13 protein-coding genes are annotated in these 16,660 nt (G+C 48.3%); 5 read left to right on the top strand and 8 right to left on the bottom strand.

Features of this window, described 5'->3' with window-relative positions:
* Positions 1–7: 7 nt before the first annotated feature.
* The 3 genes from FPL14_RS24555 to FPL14_RS24545 all read right to left on the bottom strand — a co-directional run bounded on the left by FPL14_RS24555 (position 8) and on the right by FPL14_RS24545 (position 5,501).
* Positions 8–1,675 carry a sensor histidine kinase gene (locus tag FPL14_RS24555; protein WP_182300203.1) on the bottom strand — a complete coding sequence of 556 codons (1,668 nt, stop codon included), beginning with the start codon at positions 1,673–1,675 and terminating at the stop codon, positions 8–10.
* A gap of 139 nt (positions 1,676–1,814) precedes the next feature.
* Entirely contained in the window at positions 1,815–3,353 is a 1,539-nt protein-coding gene (locus FPL14_RS24550; protein ID WP_182300202.1) for a DUF5597 domain-containing protein, read from the bottom strand.
* Positions 3,354–3,389: 36 nt separating this feature from the next.
* Complete coding sequence (locus FPL14_RS24545; protein WP_229263652.1) at positions 3,390–5,501, bottom strand: alpha-L-rhamnosidase-related protein; 2,112 nt, start codon at positions 5,499–5,501, stop codon at positions 3,390–3,392.
* A 70-nt stretch (positions 5,502–5,571) separates the two neighbouring features.
* On the opposite strand from FPL14_RS24545, the gene FPL14_RS24540 reads away from it, so the two are divergent.
* Positions 5,572–6,510: an AraC family transcriptional regulator gene (locus tag FPL14_RS24540; RefSeq protein ID WP_229263651.1), complete on the top strand. Its 939-nt coding sequence runs from the start codon at positions 5,572–5,574 to the stop codon at positions 6,508–6,510.
* A gap of 471 nt (positions 6,511–6,981) precedes the next feature.
* On the opposite strand, the gene FPL14_RS24535 is transcribed toward FPL14_RS24540, so the two are convergent.
* Positions 6,982–9,570 (bottom strand): adenosylcobalamin-dependent ribonucleoside-diphosphate reductase, encoded by a 2,589-nt coding sequence (locus FPL14_RS24535; RefSeq protein WP_229264014.1) that lies wholly within the window; start codon positions 9,568–9,570, stop codon positions 6,982–6,984.
* 544 nt (positions 9,571–10,114) lie between these two features.
* On the opposite strand from FPL14_RS24535, the gene FPL14_RS24530 reads away from it, so the two are divergent.
* From FPL14_RS24530 to FPL14_RS24520, 3 genes are all read left to right on the top strand, one after another.
* Entirely contained in the window at positions 10,115–11,785 is a 1,671-nt protein-coding gene (locus tag FPL14_RS24530; RefSeq protein ID WP_229264013.1) for a DEAD/DEAH box helicase, read from the top strand.
* Positions 11,782–12,666 (top strand): YqhG family protein, encoded by an 885-nt coding sequence (locus FPL14_RS24525; RefSeq protein WP_182300199.1) that lies wholly within the window; start codon positions 11,782–11,784, stop codon positions 12,664–12,666. Before FPL14_RS24530 ends, FPL14_RS24525 begins: the two co-directional genes overlap by 4 nt.
* A 250-nt stretch (positions 12,667–12,916) precedes the next feature.
* Positions 12,917–13,738 carry a hypothetical protein gene (locus tag FPL14_RS24520; RefSeq protein WP_182300198.1) on the top strand — a complete coding sequence of 274 codons (822 nt, stop codon included), beginning with the start codon at positions 12,917–12,919 and terminating at the stop codon, positions 13,736–13,738.
* On the opposite strand, the gene FPL14_RS24515 is transcribed toward FPL14_RS24520, so the two are convergent.
* A complete protein-coding gene (locus tag FPL14_RS24515) occupies positions 13,729–13,959 on the bottom strand; it encodes a YqzE family protein (RefSeq protein WP_182300197.1) in 231 nt (76 codons plus the stop codon). The genes FPL14_RS24520 and FPL14_RS24515 overlap by 10 nt on opposite strands.
* A 155-nt stretch (positions 13,960–14,114) precedes the next feature.
* On the opposite strand from FPL14_RS24515, the gene FPL14_RS24510 reads away from it, so the two are divergent.
* Positions 14,115–14,807 carry an N-acetylmuramoyl-L-alanine amidase family protein gene (locus FPL14_RS24510; RefSeq protein WP_229263650.1) on the top strand — a complete coding sequence of 231 codons (693 nt, stop codon included), beginning with the start codon at positions 14,115–14,117 and terminating at the stop codon, positions 14,805–14,807.
* Here FPL14_RS24510 and FPL14_RS24505 read toward each other — a convergent pair.
* The 3 genes from FPL14_RS24505 to FPL14_RS24495 form a co-directional block, all read right to left on the bottom strand.
* The gene (locus FPL14_RS24505; protein WP_229263649.1) at positions 14,786–15,622 is read right to left on the bottom strand and encodes a divergent polysaccharide deacetylase family protein; all 837 of its coding nucleotides are present in this window, start codon (positions 15,620–15,622) and stop codon (positions 14,786–14,788) included. The genes FPL14_RS24510 and FPL14_RS24505 overlap by 22 nt on opposite strands.
* Positions 15,623–15,707: 85 nt before the next feature.
* A complete protein-coding gene (locus tag FPL14_RS24500) occupies positions 15,708–16,424 on the bottom strand; it encodes a 4'-phosphopantetheinyl transferase family protein (protein ID WP_182300196.1) in 717 nt (238 codons plus the stop codon).
* The gene (locus tag FPL14_RS24495) at positions 16,409–16,651 is read right to left on the bottom strand and encodes an acyl carrier protein (RefSeq protein ID WP_182300195.1); all 243 of its coding nucleotides are present in this window, start codon (positions 16,649–16,651) and stop codon (positions 16,409–16,411) included. The genes FPL14_RS24500 and FPL14_RS24495 overlap by 16 nt, the downstream gene beginning before the upstream one ends.
* Positions 16,652–16,660 lie beyond the last annotated feature (9 nt).

The following is a 16,660-nucleotide window of genomic DNA, read 5'->3' as shown; positions in this document are numbered from 1 at the left end:
CTTACTTTTAAGGTTTTTCAAACCATGCAGGGATAATAAGTTCAGTTACAGCCCCACGATTGTTATAAAATCTCCAACTAGCTTTCCCACCATAGAGAGCCTTCAACCGCTGTAAGGAATTGTATATGCCTATGTGGTTTCCAATTGTACCCGTTATTTTTTCACCAGCATTTATTGGGTCTAATATTTCAATGGGATATCCGACCCCTGTATCCGACACGGTGATTTTTGCATACGGGTAATAATCAATCTCGAAATATTCTATTGCTACGGTAATATGAAGTGATTTACTCATATCAATTGCATATTTAATGGAATTCTCGACGAAGTTTTGAATTAGCATTGGAGGAATTAGCATATCCTCAATCAACTGATTGACGTCTAGATTATAAGTTATTTTCTCTTCATACCTTATCTTTTGAATTTCTAAGTAATTCAAAATATGTTTCATTTCATCGTTTAGGATTACAAAGTCGTCTTCAGCTCTAGCCATGTATCTGAAATATCCTGCAGAAAACTGAATTAATTGTTTAGCAGGAACAAGCTGTTCATTCACAATTAAATTATGAATCATATTTAGAGAGTTAATTAGAAAGTGCGGATTAATTTGTAACTGTAAATTCCGCAATTGAGATACTTGTAACTTAATTTGCTCTTCATATACGCTGATTTTTAAATCTTTGACTTCATTCATCATTTCGTTGAACGTATTATTGACGATCTCAAATTCATTCGAATTTCGCCGCTGATTGATTCTATAGTCGATATCACCCATTCGAATACGGCGCATAGCTTTTGTTAGGTTTTTCAATGGATCGATAACGATCAATTTCATCAACAAAATAAAAATAGGCACAAGCAAGATAAGTGAGATTGAGATCTGTAACACGTATTTTTGAATAAAAGGTAGGATACGAAGCAAATCCGTTCTCGGAAGAACTTCAGCCAATACTATATCTGCAACATTGGACTGTGTACTGATTAATATACGATCCGACGAAATCTTCTCAGCTGTTAGACTTACAGAAGAACTAGGGATGATCATAAGTTCGGAATTCTCAGGCTTAAATTTTTGTATTATTCTATCGTTTTGGGCATAGGCTCCTGCAACGATTTCGTTAACTCCATATGTGATATTGACCAAACTATCTTCATTCTCTATCTTTGTTAAGTGCCAGTTGGTCGTTGGGGATGAATGTGTGAAATCAATTTCTTTTGTTTGAGCAACTATATATTTTTTAATATGATCAATCTCATTTGGAGAAACGTCACTTTGACTGGCAACAATTAAATAGTCCTTACTTTTTACATAGACAAAAAGTGAGTCGATTAAGTTATTAGTCAGCAACTTATTTGATAAGTTGTTGTGAATCGCCATTTTCGAAAATGCAATGGTTGATTCGTCGTTACTGTTTGCCAAAGTGGCCGGATCACTTTGAAAAAGGACCAAGTCCAGTGCAGTAGTCATTGAACTTCTAAGTTGAACATCTATTTGTGTCAAATACGACTGCACCAAATTCATGTGAACGCCTTCTACTTGATCCAACAGAGAATCTCGCGCTTGATAGTTGTTATGAATGGTGAGCAAAACAAGTGGCGTAAAGATAACAAGAATAAGCATAAATATTTTAAACGATATGGAATTATAACTCATTTTCAATTCTTTGTACTTCATTTCATGTTGACCTCCGGCTAAGTATTAAAATCTATACTACGAAAGGCTGCGTCCCTTCGAATATAGGGGGCAGCCTTTCCATTCAAGTCATGCTTCGTGAGAATACAAACCGGAGGTCCTACCTCAGTTGGAACATGACTTATTTGTACTGATATAACTCTACACGTATCGCAGCCGGACTTCTTCCGATTTTAATCTTGTAAGCCCCCTCGTCACCATTAAGGACACGACCGGCGACCCATTGATCTTGAACAAACATTCCTTCTTCGATTTTCACATAACCTGTTTGCATCGGATTTGAGCGCTTCGGCAAAAATTCAATTGAAAAGCCTATTCCGACAAAAACAAACTCATCTTCTGAAACCTCAATTACAAGACCCCCAGATACAGGCTTGCCATCTGGCAGACGATTATAAGTTATTCTGATGTCATACTTAGAAAACGATAAAATGCATCCTGCTTCATGACCTTGAAGAAAGCCTGTCATTTTGCCTGTTCCGCGATACTTCTGGATAACTCCGAGCATATTACCTAGTAACTCATAGCTGCGCGCAAGATATGGACCTGTGCCATTCAAGACAAAGCCGGAGTTCTCAATATTGAGGGCCATCATAATAGTTGGATCAATATTATCACCATTTTCTGATGGTGCCATAAAATCTTCAATTCCGAAAGGCGAAAAGCAGAGAGCATCATGCTTGCCGAGCGCATAAAAAACGTTGGTAGCCGACGAAATATCCCTTCTTACTTCTGGAATAAATAAGGGGTTATCGTTGGCCGTATACTCCTCACAAATCTCAGCAAAGTTGGGCAAGTAGATATCCGGCGCATACAAGCAAATGGTAGGAGCTATTGCTTTCCATAACCTCATTACTTTAGCAATCGGTCCTCCACTCGGGTAAGTTCCGGGTCTCCAGGGGAATTGTTCTAACCAGGCGTTAACGAATAGTGGCAATGGGTAGACCTTGGCACCTGCACTCGCTATTCGTTCGATTGCTTGAGCATAATGATAAGCCATAAAATATTCCGCCGCGTCATCCGCAAATCCCTCCTTCCACGTACCGCTAACCCCATAGAGGGATTCAACAACGGCTGGCAGTGGACGATTGAATTCTGCGTTTGCAAAGTCTGAATAATCTCGGTCGCTTCCGAGAAACCCAATTTCATTCTCGACTTGAATCATAATGACGGTATTTCGATCACCGTCAACTTTCTTCAAGTGAGTCATGAATTGTGTAAATGCATTAGCGTCAGCTTCTACAGCCTTGTCACATAAAGGCGAGATGGTATCAGATGCTACACCATTAAAATGGACCGCACGGAAATAGGTTGAATAATCCTTCTTAACCCAGCCTGGAACATAACTAGAAATTCCATTCTTCCATAATCCGAACCACAGTAACACAAGACGCACATTTTCTGTCCGAGCCTGTTCAATAACTCCGTTGAGCAAATCAAATTCAAATTTCCCTTGTTCAGGCTCAATTAGTTCCCAGTAAACCGGCAAGATCACCGTATTAAGATGTAGATCTCTGAGATACGGCCATACCTTTTTATTCATATAGTCCAAATTTGAGGCACTTGAATTATGAAGTTCACCGGCTAATGCGATGTATGGTTTTCCATCGACATAAAGATTATACACTCCATTTTCTTTTATTAGTTTAGGTATCGGCATGAATTCATTTTCCTCCTTTGGAAATCAACCAAATAACTAATCATTCAATGCGTCACAAATGACAGCCTTGTAGGAAATGAGATGACTCTTTCCTGCTTCAATCATAATTTCGTAACGATTTCCGCCGATCGAGCGAACAACGCTATCAGGGCATTCGGGTAATTTGGCACTGACGAAGTTAAGTACTCCTGTCCCAAAGGTGCTTTCAACATGAATGCTTGAGCGGTTAACCTCAATGCTAACTTGTCCTTTGACGGTCGGTACCGTCCCTTTTATATACTCTAGACCGCCCAGGTTCGGTTGAATAAGATAGGTCTCATATCCAGGTGAAGTAGGAGTAACACCAAGAAAATATTTACCAAACAAGTAGACAGGTCCTGCTCCCCATGCATGACACAAACTCTTTCCATATGTTAGCCCGTACATTCCATAGTGGGCATCGTCTTCTAACGACGGATCGAACTCCTCCCAGAATGTCGTCGCTCCGAGATTGATCATGCCTCCCCAATAGGACAGAATCTCCTGCCTTACCTGATCATGCTGTCCTCCATCGCAGAGAACCGCCATCTCGTGAAATCTCATATACGGTGTTCGAATCTGCTGAACATCCGGATTAAGCATGACTTTACGAATAACACTGTCCCGTTGTTCAGGTGTGAGATAATTATAGGTCATGGCGAACATGCTCGCGTGCTTGGTTAGCGTAGGTTGCGTGACTCCTTTAACCCGGTGGTGCAGCAGGCCACCTTTATCTTCATCCCAGAATAGTTGAATCGTTTTTACTTTAATTTCTTCGGCAAGATTACTGTAGGATTCGGCAGCCGGTTCGTTACCGAACAGTCTAGCGAATATACTCATGGCTTCAAGACTCCGTACTAGCAAAAGCTGTATTGTGCTTACTGCACCTGTGTTTTTGAAATCTGCCCAATCAATAAACACCCAATCTTGCTGTCTGCCTTCGAGGAAGCCTTCCTCATCGCGTTGCTTGAGACAGAAATCCATTAAAGTTACAGCACGGTCGTAATATTGTCTGATGAAGTTAGAATCACCGGTATAAAGATAATAATCATAGAGGGAAATGAACCAATACAGTGAATAATCAAGAATCGTATTAATATGCTTGACGAACGGATCTTTGCCCCTCAACGCGATGAGTGTCCTGCGTGTTACATCTAGGTCAAAAAAGCTGTAATAGTTCATCAGAAACGCCTGGTAAGCATCGCCGGACCAGACCCAGCGATCACGTTTAATGCCATCAAGGAAAAACTCCCTGGTATTCAGATGCAGCGTATATAGCCCCATGTCGTAAATCTTGTTCAACTTCGAATCCGAGCATTCAAACGAGCCGCGGTATGTGAGCGGTACATATTCGTAAAGGAGTGAAATATGGTCCCAGCTAATTCCGTGATCTGCATGAATCCACACGTATCGAAAAGCCTTGGCGTCATCCAAAATAAGAATACCGTCCTTAGCATACGCAGCCTCATCACTAGCCACGAAGCAGTCCGTGTTGTAACATTCTTCGGTTGATAAAGCCTCAGCGATCGATTCCCCGTAAAAGACCTTCACGGAACCGGATCCTTTAAGATTGTGAAACCGCAGGTAACCGAATGTCTCTTGTCCAAAATCAAGCAGTTGGAAGCCATCCCGAAGTTCAACCGAGACCGGGTCCTGTGGGGTAACAGCCAGACGGAATTGCGACGGACGGTTTTCCGGCGAATCGAACTTCCAAGCCCCCACCGGTAACCAATCGTTCTGATAGGAACTAGCCTCCCAATTCGAGTCAGTTCGAATATTTACGCCTTCGATCAACAGCGCTGGTATTTCCACATCATTGAAAACACTAACAGTGATTTTATGTTTACCAGCCGGAAGAGTAATAACAGAATCATTCGAACGGTAGTTATCTTTCCCGTCAAGAAAGAGCGAGAACGTTCCTTCCGACGTAATTCTGATTTGTTCCTCCTGCGGCAGATCGTAGGAATATCGAAAACTAACGTTAGAATAATGACGGTCAAGCCGCCAAAATGCCGGATACATGACCCCCCGTGCCCTACGTTTGACAGACATCTTTTCATGCAGCCGAATTTCGAAGTCTCCTGGATACCAGATCCAGGTTGCAGCATTCTTTTTTGTGTACTGCTCCAATTGGATAACTCCTTTCACTTTTTCTAAGTATGATTGTATAATAATCGCATGAAATCCAGGACAGGGAGAAATGACATCTATGCTTATATATAGTGACAAAACCATTGACGAAATGCCGAAAAAAGCTGCAAAAGCAACAGTCCATCACTCACTGGTCTCTGAGCATTTTCTCGGATCGTTCCCCCTTTTCGTGAATCGTTGGAAAGAAGGCTTTGACCTTCGGGAACATGACCACGAGTACCTTGAAATTATCTATGTAATGACAGGAGAAGGTTATCATTACATTGGAAATAGCGTAGAGCGGACTTCAACAGGTTGCCTATATATATTACCTGTCGGTACTTCCCATATAATGCGTCCAAGCGACTCGTCGGGAAAAAACAGACTTATTGTTTACAACCTCTGTATTCGTCCGGAATTTATAGATTTGCTTAGAAATTGGTTAATGCAACTCGGTACCAGTAGCGAGTTACTTTCAATTTTTAGTGGCAAACCAGGGAGTCATTTTGCGGTTAAAGACAAAGCTGTGCAGTTTGGAGGTGCATTTGAAAGATTACATCAGGAGTTCGAGGAAATGAAGCCGGGGTATGAGGCAAGCATGTTCTCAATTCTTTTGGAACTAACGGTAGGAATTAATCGTCTGTTAGAACAAAAGACATTCAATGGAGGCGGTACCAAGTTAAGTGGACAGAGGCGTGCGGAGATGTCAGCTATACTTGACTTCGTAAACAATCATATTACGGAGCCGCTAACCTTGGAGCGTTTGGCTGCAGATACCGGAATTAGCAACCGACATCTCATTCGCTTGTTTCAACAGCTGACGGGGATGGGGTTTTCAGATTATCTGCAGTATAAACGAATTAAGCTTGCATGCCACTTGCTAATTGAGACAGATCTAAGAATAGAAAATATTTCTAGAAATATTGGATATCGTAGCTTGACGCATTTTAGACAGGTGTTTCGTAAAATTACTGGAACAAGTCCAAACAACTATCGACGAAGCGAATAATATCAGGAAGTTGCTACGTTCATGTCCAAATGAGAGCTTGACTATAGATATAATCTCTGTTCGCGCATATAAACAGGGTACTTTCTGAGAAATCTTTGCGTCAGTTCCTGCGTCTAGTTTGTTGAAAAATGGATTTCATACACTTCTTTATTTTAACCCCAAAATTATAAGTACCGGAATGCATAGAGACTGTTCCTTTCCTTTTCCTTTCCAAGCCTGAAGTAAGCCAATGACAATTAATTGCCTGAATCGATTTATTTATTGAAGTTGCATTTGAGACTTAAAAAACGACCATTCATGGTAGCAACTACCTTAATGATCGCTTTTTGTTCAAAACCTTGTATAAATATACATTCTAATGAATTGTGGAATTTTTCGTCTAATCAATTTTGGAACAAATCTAAAGAATTATGGAATATCACATAAAAAATAACAAAAAGAAGAGAGGGAATCATCCCTCTCTTCTTCTTCTTATGAACACTTGCTATATCCGCAGTTGCCGCAAGTTTTGCATCCCTCTACGTTCAGCAACGAAGCCGATCCGCATGATGGACACAAATCCTTCGACGTATACGCGATTCTCGATTTGTCCGAGAGAACGTTGTAAGCCGTTGCCGCGATCGGAGTTTCGCTTGCCGCCGCGTGCTCGTGATCGACGATGCCGGCATGGGTTTCAAGCGCCTGCGCGACCGCATCGGCGATCGACTCGACTCGATTCGGGCCGAAGCCGACCGCTCCTGAGCCGCCGATGCCTTTCAGATGTTTCACTAACAATTGAACCTTATCTCCGTGATCGCCGTAACGCAAGAACAGCGAGCAGACGCGGCCGAGCGCTTCCGCCATGGCGAAGACGTCGGAACCGGCCTTGCCGACGTTCAGGAAGATTTCTCCCGGCGTGCCGTCGATGTCGTTAACGGTAATATACGCCATTCCGAACGGCGTGTTGTACTTATATGTCGCGCCGCGAAGAATTTTCGGACGGCTCTTATATTGCTTGTCGAACACTTGCTTCTGTTCCGGCGTGACGCTCACGTTGAGCGCGGCGCTCAACGTCTCCGCCGGAGTCGCTTCCGCGACCGCTGCAGGAGCAGCCGGAGCTTCCACTGCCGCTTCCGCCTTCGCCTCTTCCTTCTTCTCGTCCTTAGCCGTGCTAAGAACTTGAACGTCGCGGCTGCCGTCGCGGTAGATCGTTACGCCTTTGCAACCGAGTTCGAACGCCATCTCGTACAGCTCCGCCGTCTCTTCGACCGTGAAGTCGGACGGGCAGTTCGCCGTCTTGGAGATGGAGCTGTCGACCCAACGCTGGATTGCGGCTTGCGCGCGGATATGATCCTTCGCGGACAGATCCATCGCGGTTACGAACCACTCCGGAAGAGTCTCGCCCGGATGCGCGTCCTGCCACTCTTGAGCGATCGGAACGTATTGCTTGTCGAAGCCCAACCGGCTTTGACGGAAAAATTCGAAAGCGAAGTATGGCTCGATTCCCGTGGACGTGCCCACCATCGTACCCGTAGAGCCCGTAGGCGCTTGGGTAAGAACGGTTACGTTGCGCATGCCCCGCTTGGACACGGCTTCTCCGACTTCCGGATAGACCTCGACCATATTTTTCATGAACCCGCTTTGCAAGAACGGCTCGGCCTCGAATGCAGGGAACGAGCCCTTCTCCGCCGCGATCTCCGTCGATGCCAAATACGCCTCGCGAGCCATGAATCCGTACAATTTATCAAGGAAGTCCATGCTTTCCGGGCTTCCGTAACGAACCTCAAGCCGAATCATCAGCTCGGCAAGCCCCATCGTACCGAGACCTACGCGTCGCTCGTTCTTTTGGTTTTTCTCGTTTTCCGGGAAGTGGTACGGCGTCTTGTCGATAACGTTGTCCAAGAAACGAGTCGAATAACGGACGACGCGGGACAATTCGTCCCATGCCACGTCGTGTTTGTCCGCATCGTAAAACTTGGATAGGTTAATCGCCGACAGGTTGCATACTCCCCACGCCGGCAAACCTTGCTCGCCGCACGGATTCGTACAAATAATCGGGTTGAAGTACCAGCTGTTGGACATTTGGTTGTAGTATTCCATGAATACGACGCCCGGCTCGGCAGACTTCCATGCACCCTCGATGATGCTCTTCCACACGTCGCGCGCGCGAACGGTCCGATAATGAACGACGTTCTTGCCGAGTTTCTTCCATTTATCCAGATCGCCGTCCCATAGAACGTCGTATTCCGGGTCCTTGGAATCCGGGAACACCAAATCCCAGTTCGCGTCTTCCTTAACCGCCTTCATGAAGGCGTTGCTTACGCATACGGACAAGTTAGCGTTCGTCACTTGACCCATCGTCTGCTTAACGGTGATGAAATCCTCGACGTCGGGATGCCAGTCGTTAATCATGAGCATCAACGCTCCGCGACGGCTTCCGCCTTGCTCGATCAAGCCTGTCGTGTAGCTGAACAATCCGCCCCAGGATACGGCGCCGCTGGAGGAACCGTTAACGCCCTTGACGATCGAACGGCGAGGCCGAAGCGAAGACAAGTTAATGCCGACGCCGCCGCCTCGCGCCATAATTTCGGTCATTTCGGACAGCGTCTGCATGATGCCGCCGCGGCTGTCATGAGGAGACGGAATTACGTAACAGTTGAACAACGTCAACTCGTCGCTTGCTCCCGCCCCTGCCGCGATCCGTCCGCCCGGAACGAGCTTCCAATCGTCGAGTAACCAGCGGAATTTCTCCGACCAATCTTTTTGCTTCTCGGGGGAATCTTCCACGGATGCCATAGCGTTGGCGAGCCGCGTCCACATTTCCTCCGGCGTCTTCTCAATAGTTAACGTCAGCTTCTCGACGGTAGATTGCACTAACTCTCCGTTCCGCAGCTTAACGGTTACGTTCTGTCCTTCGCGTTTGATAACTTCCCCAACGTCTTTGGCAGGAAACTTAGGATCATCCTTCGTGAGCACGAGGACGACGTCCCCTACTTTCGTTTCATTGGTATCGGCATTCTTCCATGCATAGCGATCCAAAAATATTTTCTCGCTTAATCCTTCCAACCGTCTTGCTTGCATCGTTTTCAATCCGGTACACCCTCCCGAATATCAGAATAAAAGCGCATTCCATACGGCTCGCAGCACGTTTCGTGTATGTAAAATCGTACAACATATTGTGTGCGAATACTATTATACTACACCACATCTGGTGCTTCCATAGGACATATAGCACAAACCTCGAAAAACCGCGAATGAGCTAGAATCCGCTCGATTCGTCGGAATCTTCCCCAGTTATTGGCACATGGTTTTGAATCCGTCCCGTTTGCTCATACTAGGGAATAGACATGGCATTCCATCGTGATTTACAGCCTTTCATATACATGCTTAGCTTACGCTCGAAACGACAAATTTTCTCTCAGGAGGAACTCAGTTGCAAATCCCTTTCTCTTCTCCTGCCGGCCCTCCGTCCGGCGCGGCTTCACCAGATGCTCCTATGTCGCCCGAGCCGCTTACGGTAACCGATATCGAGGAAGGAGCTACGCCATCGGTTCCTCATCTCTTCAAATCTCCTGCCGGCAACTCCCCGGATCTCGCGCCGCGCAAGCTTCACCCTCTCGTAGAGATGCACGTGGACCGAACGGCTTTCGAAGAGTTGGAGCGCCGAGTCGAACGCAACGGTCCTTGGGACGATTGGTCGTTGTATCAGCTCGCGCTCGAAGCGGAGGAAGCGTCGCTCGTAACCGACTTCCACGCTTTGCAATGCCTGACTCTTTTGCCACATTTCGAACCGTTGCCCCACCAAATCGATACCGCGCGCAAAGTACTCCACGAGATGAGGGGTCGCGCGATCTTGGCGGACGAGGTCGGATTGGGAAAAACGATCGAAGCCGGCCTCATTCTGAAAGAATATTTAATCCGCGGCTTGGTGAAGAAGGTTCTTATCCTCGTCCCGGCTTCTCTTGTGCTGCAATGGGTTCGCGAGCTTAACGGCAAATTCGACATCCCGGCAGTAGCGCAGCGTAAGGCGTATACGTGGGACAACGATATCGTCGTCGCTTCGATGGATACGGCCAAGCGGGATCCGCATCGCCAACTGCTGCTCGACAACGAGTTCGACCTCATTATCGTCGACGAAGCCCACAAGCTGAAAAACAAACGTACCGGCAACTATCAGTTCATCAACGAGCTGCGCAAAAAGTATTGTCTGCTGCTAACCGCCACGCCGGTCCAGAACGATCTTTCCGAGCTCTATAATTTGATTACCCTGCTCAAGCCCGGCCAACTCGGAGGCGAAGGCGACTTCGCGGCGAACTTCGTAGCGGACCGCAGAGTTCCGAAGAACGAGGCCAAGCTGCATGAGGCGCTCGGGCAAGTGATGATCCGCAATCGGCGCAGCGACGGCGGGGTCGAGTTCACGAAACGTATCGTGACCAACGTTCCTCTCCGCCTGTCTCCCGAGGAGATGGCGCTTTACCATGGCGTCACCGACTATGTCCGCAAGCATGCCACGACGGAGAATGGCGACTTGACGAGCATGCTCTCGTTAGTAACCCTGCAACGCGAAGTATGCTCGAGCCGCGACGCCGTGTTCCTCACCCTTATTAACCTGTTCAAGAAAACATCCGAAGACTCCCCTTTGCGCGCCCGAATCTGGGAGCTCGTAGAGCTCATTCGCAGCATTAAGGCGAATACGAAAGCGGAGAAGACAATCGAGCTTATCCGGAACATGAACGACAAGGTGATTATTTTCACGGAATACCGCGCGACCCAAGAATATTTGCTTAAGTTTTTCAAGGAACACGGGCTGACCGCCGTTCCATACCGCGGCGGCATGAACCGGGGCAAGAAAGACTGGATGATGGATCTATTCCGCAGACGCGCTCAGGTCATGATCGCTACCGAAGCCGGGGGCGAAGGAATCAATCTGCAATTTTGCCACCATGTCATTAACTTCGACCTTCCATGGAATCCGATGCGGGTCGAACAGAGGATCGGCCGGGTCCACCGTCTAGGACAGACGGAAGACGTTCAAATCTATAATCTGTGCACCCTGGGAACGATCGAAGAACATATCGTACACCTGCTCCACGAGAAAATCAATATGTTTGAATTGGTTATCGGGGAGCTCGACGAGATTATCCAGCACTTCGAAAAAGAGGATTCGTTGGAGCACCGATTAGCCCAGATGGTGCTGGAATCCGCGGACGGCGAAGAATTGCAGAAGAAGATCGACGGACTCGGAGACACGTTGCTCGCAACGAAAAATCAACTGCATCGGGGGAATCAACCATGAATCCCAAACAAGTCCAGAAATTCGTCGTCTCCTATTTGGACTCTACCGGATGCCACTTTATCGAGAAGAGCCTTAGCCAAGTTACGGTCAAGCTGTCGCCGGACGCGGATCGGGCGCTATCGAACCGCCCTTATTATTGGAGCTTCATCGACCGGACGGGAGCCGTTCCGGAAACGATGACCTACCGTTGGTCGTTCGAGAGCCCTTCCATGGCGGATCGGGCAAACGCGTCCCCCGTCTCTTACGTGATGACGGAATCGGGCAGAGTCATTCAAGAAGACGTGTATTTCGGTTCGAGAAGACTGTATCAGCTATTCGGCTCGGCCTTGCTTGGCGGACGATGCGTCACTCTGTTCGAAGAGCCGCCGCGCAACAGAATCGATCCGCTGAGCTCCCATCCCTATACGGCATGGCTTGGCGTCAACTTCAAAGTCGGGTTCGAATGCGACATGAAACGCGAGGAACTGTACGGTTGGGGAATCTCCCTGGCGACCGGGGTTATTAACGAGAAGTTTATGGAAACGCTGAAAGACAGGCGGTTGACCCCTCGTCTTCCTTCCAATGTTCATCTGTTGAAGAATGGATTGTCTCTGCGCAGAGGAATGAATCAGTTAGAGCTGTCGATGGAACGCAAGCTCAAAAATACCGATTTCAGCTGGGCCGCGGAAGCGGAGCAACGACGTCAAGACGAGCTTGAACGGATCCGGCAATACTATCGTCCGATGCTCGATAACATGACGCATCCCGACCAGACGGAACAGAAGGAGGCGCTATCCGCCCGATTCCGGCAAAGAGAAGCCGAGATCGATTGGCAATATCGTCCGAGAGTATCCGTAACCGTCATGAACTGCGGAATTTTTCACCTTCCCGGCATACATTAGATGCCGGGAGCGGAAAAACGCCCATAATCGGCAAAATTAGAACCGGGAATCGTTCTAGGCGCTGACACGTTATAACAGCCTCGGCAGAGCCAGTCCTTTACAATTAGAGCGAAAATGCGTCAATCCTTACCTTACTCCAACAAAATGCAGGTGATGAGCCTTGTCCGTCCGTCCGCAATCCTTCAGGCCGCGAGCGCGAACATTTTTGCTTGCCGCGATGCTCTTTTCATTGTTTATAGGCTCGTTCCCAATGCAACCGATCGCCGCGGCATCCAACGAACAAGCCGATCGGGACCCCAATCCCTCGAAGCTGGAACGGCAAGTTCGGGAATGGGTTGCCCGTCTCTCGGAGCAAAAGCCTTTCAAAGCGTGGCAAACGGCCGATCCGCAGATCGAAGCGCTCGGACCGGGCACGCACAGCTGGCTCGTTTTATTTACGAAAGAAGGCAAGGATATCGGATATATGGTCGTTCATGCCGTTACGGACGGGTCTTTCCAACTCGGGGAGTACGGCGTAGGTCCTTACGCGCTATTCTCCCAGCAACGATTGAAGCAATCGCTTGTCGAGAACGGCTTGCTATCCGAAGACGACCAACCGTTCTCAGCGGTCAAGCATTACGTTCACCCGTTCGCCGCCGCATGGGAAGTGTCGGTCGGCAAGGAAAAAGTATGGCTGGACGCCAAAACCGCGGAGCAGTTACCGGTAGACGGCATGCAATGGAAGATCATGTTTCCCGAATCCGATTCCTCCTTGGGCTTAATCGTTAAAGAGGAATTGAAACCAGCTAAACTCCGGCTTAACGAACCGTTCGATGTCTACGAGAGGCTCCCTTGGCTCACCAAAGAGGCGCCTTTCCCCGCGAAAGACGCCTCCAAATTGCAGCAAAGATTAAACGACAACCAGCAATTGCGCTATGTAACGGAGCCGTTCGGCGATACCATGCTTTACGCTGTTCCGGTCATCGGTTATCAGCGTTGGTCGAACGGCCGCTTGGATATGGCGATGGATATGGAAGGAATCCGGTTCATCCCCGTAAATACTTTGCTTAAGAACGGTCTCTTTTATCGATAAGAAGTCGAATCCATGGAACGCGCCTCCGGGTGCGTTTCGTTCTTTCCGTGCGTTCTTGCGCCCCACCACATCATAAGCCCCAGCGGAGCAAGTCCGAACCATCTCGTTAACCACGGCTCGCGGCTCGCTTTTCTGCTCGGCTTCGTTTCCTCTTCTTCGGACGGGTCCATGTATTTAACGACCTTCTCCGTCACGTACTTCAAGTATTCAGAGCTATCCATCAATAATCGCCTCCTTGGCTATAGCATGCCCGAAACTGCCGCTTCGCAATCCCGTCCCGCTACCGAAAGCAAAACGTTCCTTGCTTCTTGTATGAGGCTGACGGATTTGTGCCACGCTAACGTTTGAAGGGATGTATTCCATCGAGACGTAATGAATGAACGGAGGCGAAGCCGAATTGTATCGCGTTATGTTGATCGCGATCGCTGTCCTCATGCTTACCGGCTGGCAACGCGGATCCGAACCTCCGCACGTGAAGAGAGCGTTGCCTACCGCGGACGTGATCATCGATGCCGGCCATGGGGGAATCGATAGCGGAACTTTATGGAACGACGTTTATGAGAAGGATATTAACTTGGCGATCTCCCGCAAGCTTTATTTGCTGCTTCGCAGCCAAGGCCTCAAAGTCATACTTAACCGGACCGGCGATTACGCTCTTAGCGACGACAACCGCTGGCATCTTACCCGGTCGAGGCATCGGCGCGATCTGTCCCAACGCCGAGGCTTATCCGACGAGATCGGTGCTTCCGTATTCGTTAGCATCCACGTGAACTGGTCCAAAGGAAAGAAAAGAGGACCGCTCGTCATTCATCAGGACGAAGGCCGCAGCGCCGTTCTGGCAAGCTTGATCCAGAACAGCTTAAATCAGCAGCAGAACAAGTTTCGCCTGCCGCAAGTGGCTAACAAGTATTATTTGCTTAATCAAGTACAAGTGCCTAGCGTAATCGTGGAGACGGCTTTCCTGAACGATCCGGACGATCGGACGATGCTGACTTCTGCCCCCGGACAGAACCGGATTGCCGCCGCCATCGCAAGCGGCATCGTCGGTTACTTTTCCATTTGCCCTTGATTGAACGGCTCGGGCATCGGAAGCAGCTGCGTCAATCTGACGAATACGGCTTTGCTTTGCAATTCCGGAATGACATTCTTCAGCACCTTGGAGGTGTGAAGACCAGGCGCTCCGACATGTCCGATGACGATGCAGCGTTCGTTCTTCGTCAGAAATTTCTTTACGACGGAAATCTGATGCAGCACGTGGTTCTGGGTGTAGACGTCATCCAGGAAAACATCGTTATGCAGCGTGGCAACCCCTACCTCTTCGGCGATCTTCGGAACGACGGTTTTATAGGAAGTGCGGCTATCGAGGAAAAACAACCCTTTTTCCTTGCATACCTGCAGCACGACCCGCATGACCCGCTTATCCGCCGTCGCTTTGGAACCCATATGGTTGTTCATCCCGATCGCGTGAGGAACTTCCGCAATCGCCGCTTCGACCCGTTTGCGGATTTCCTCGTCCGTCAGATCCGTCGTTATCGCGCCTGGGCCGAGCCAGCTTCGCAAGCCTCTGACCGGTTCCATCGGCAGATGGACGATGACGTCATGGCCCTTAAGATGAGCTGCTTCCGCATCCCGCTTCGTCGTGGGGAGGAAAGGCATGACGGCGACCGTCAGCTTGATCGGCAGATCGAGCATTTGCTCCGTCCCTTTCATTCCGTTACCGAAATCGTCGATAACGACGGCTATTTGCCGGGATATGGAATTGGCCGACCTGTTCACCTCTAAGGGGTTCAATTCGTCCGCTTGGGCCGGATTAGCCCCGCGCAGCAATCCCGCGCACAGGATAACCGCCATTGTAAATCGGATCGTTGTCTTCTTCCTGTTCATTTTTGCAAAACCTCCATCATGTACGGTCGGTCATTCATTCGACTCTTCCACACAGTATGGAGTTAAATGGTAAAATTTATGCCGCTCAATTCGCCGGATGCTCCAGAACTTCGCGGCAAAAGGAAACCAATTCCATCCTGTCGATCGCGTCGGGCAGGAGAGCGGACCGCGAGCATACGGCGACTAGATAATGTTGGTCCCAATCGTACAGTTTGCAGTAATAATCCCCTTCGTCTTCGCCAATGCCGGAATCTAGCGTCGGAACCCCGCTTGTCAAATCGAACGAGAACGTATTCAGCGGACGCGACAGCCCTTTACCGATTGCCTTGATATAGCTTTCCTTCAAAGTCCATAACTTGAAAAACAGCTCCAACCTGCGAGAATCTTCAACCGCCATGAGCTGAGCGAATTCGGACGGGTGGAAAAATCTCCTGGCGATATTCAATTCCATCGGCCGAACTTGTTCCACATCGACGCCTACTTCGCGATTGTCGCATGCGCATACGATCCATTCCCCGGAGTGGGAGACATTAAAGTGGATCCCCTCCGAATGAGGAAGCACCGGTTTTCCGAATGCGTTATACGCCATGGCGATGTCCCGATTCGCGATTCCTAGCCGGCTAGATATTTGCCTTCGCATCATCAAATCCCCGATCAACGTACGTTTGGCATCTTCCCGGTTGCCGCGCTTCGCGATTCTTTCCCTTTTCGTTCCGTCTAAGTAATCGAGAAGCCGGTTGAACAAGGCATCGTCAATTTCGTCCGTTAACTTTATGGCTTGAACCTCTAGCGTTGTTTCCATATGACCGCCGCCGCCTCGAAGTCGGCCACGGTTCTGAAGCTTTCCAGGGCGAGATCGTTATCCGGAATCGTTAATCCGAGCTCTTCTTCCATTAGAAGCACGATTTCGACGAAAGTCATGGAATCGAAATCCAAATCGCCCATATCGGTATCCTTAGACAACGTCATCCGTTCCTTCTTGCAGACCCGGCTGATAATATCCAAAATTTTGTCCTGTGCGTCGCTCATAACGCAGCC

It is taken from the genome of Cohnella cholangitidis (genome assembly GCF_014107495.1).
Taxonomy (GTDB): Bacteria; Bacillota; Bacilli; order Paenibacillales; family Paenibacillaceae; genus Cohnella; species Cohnella cholangitidis.
This window is presented reverse-complemented; position numbering and strand designations above follow the sequence as displayed.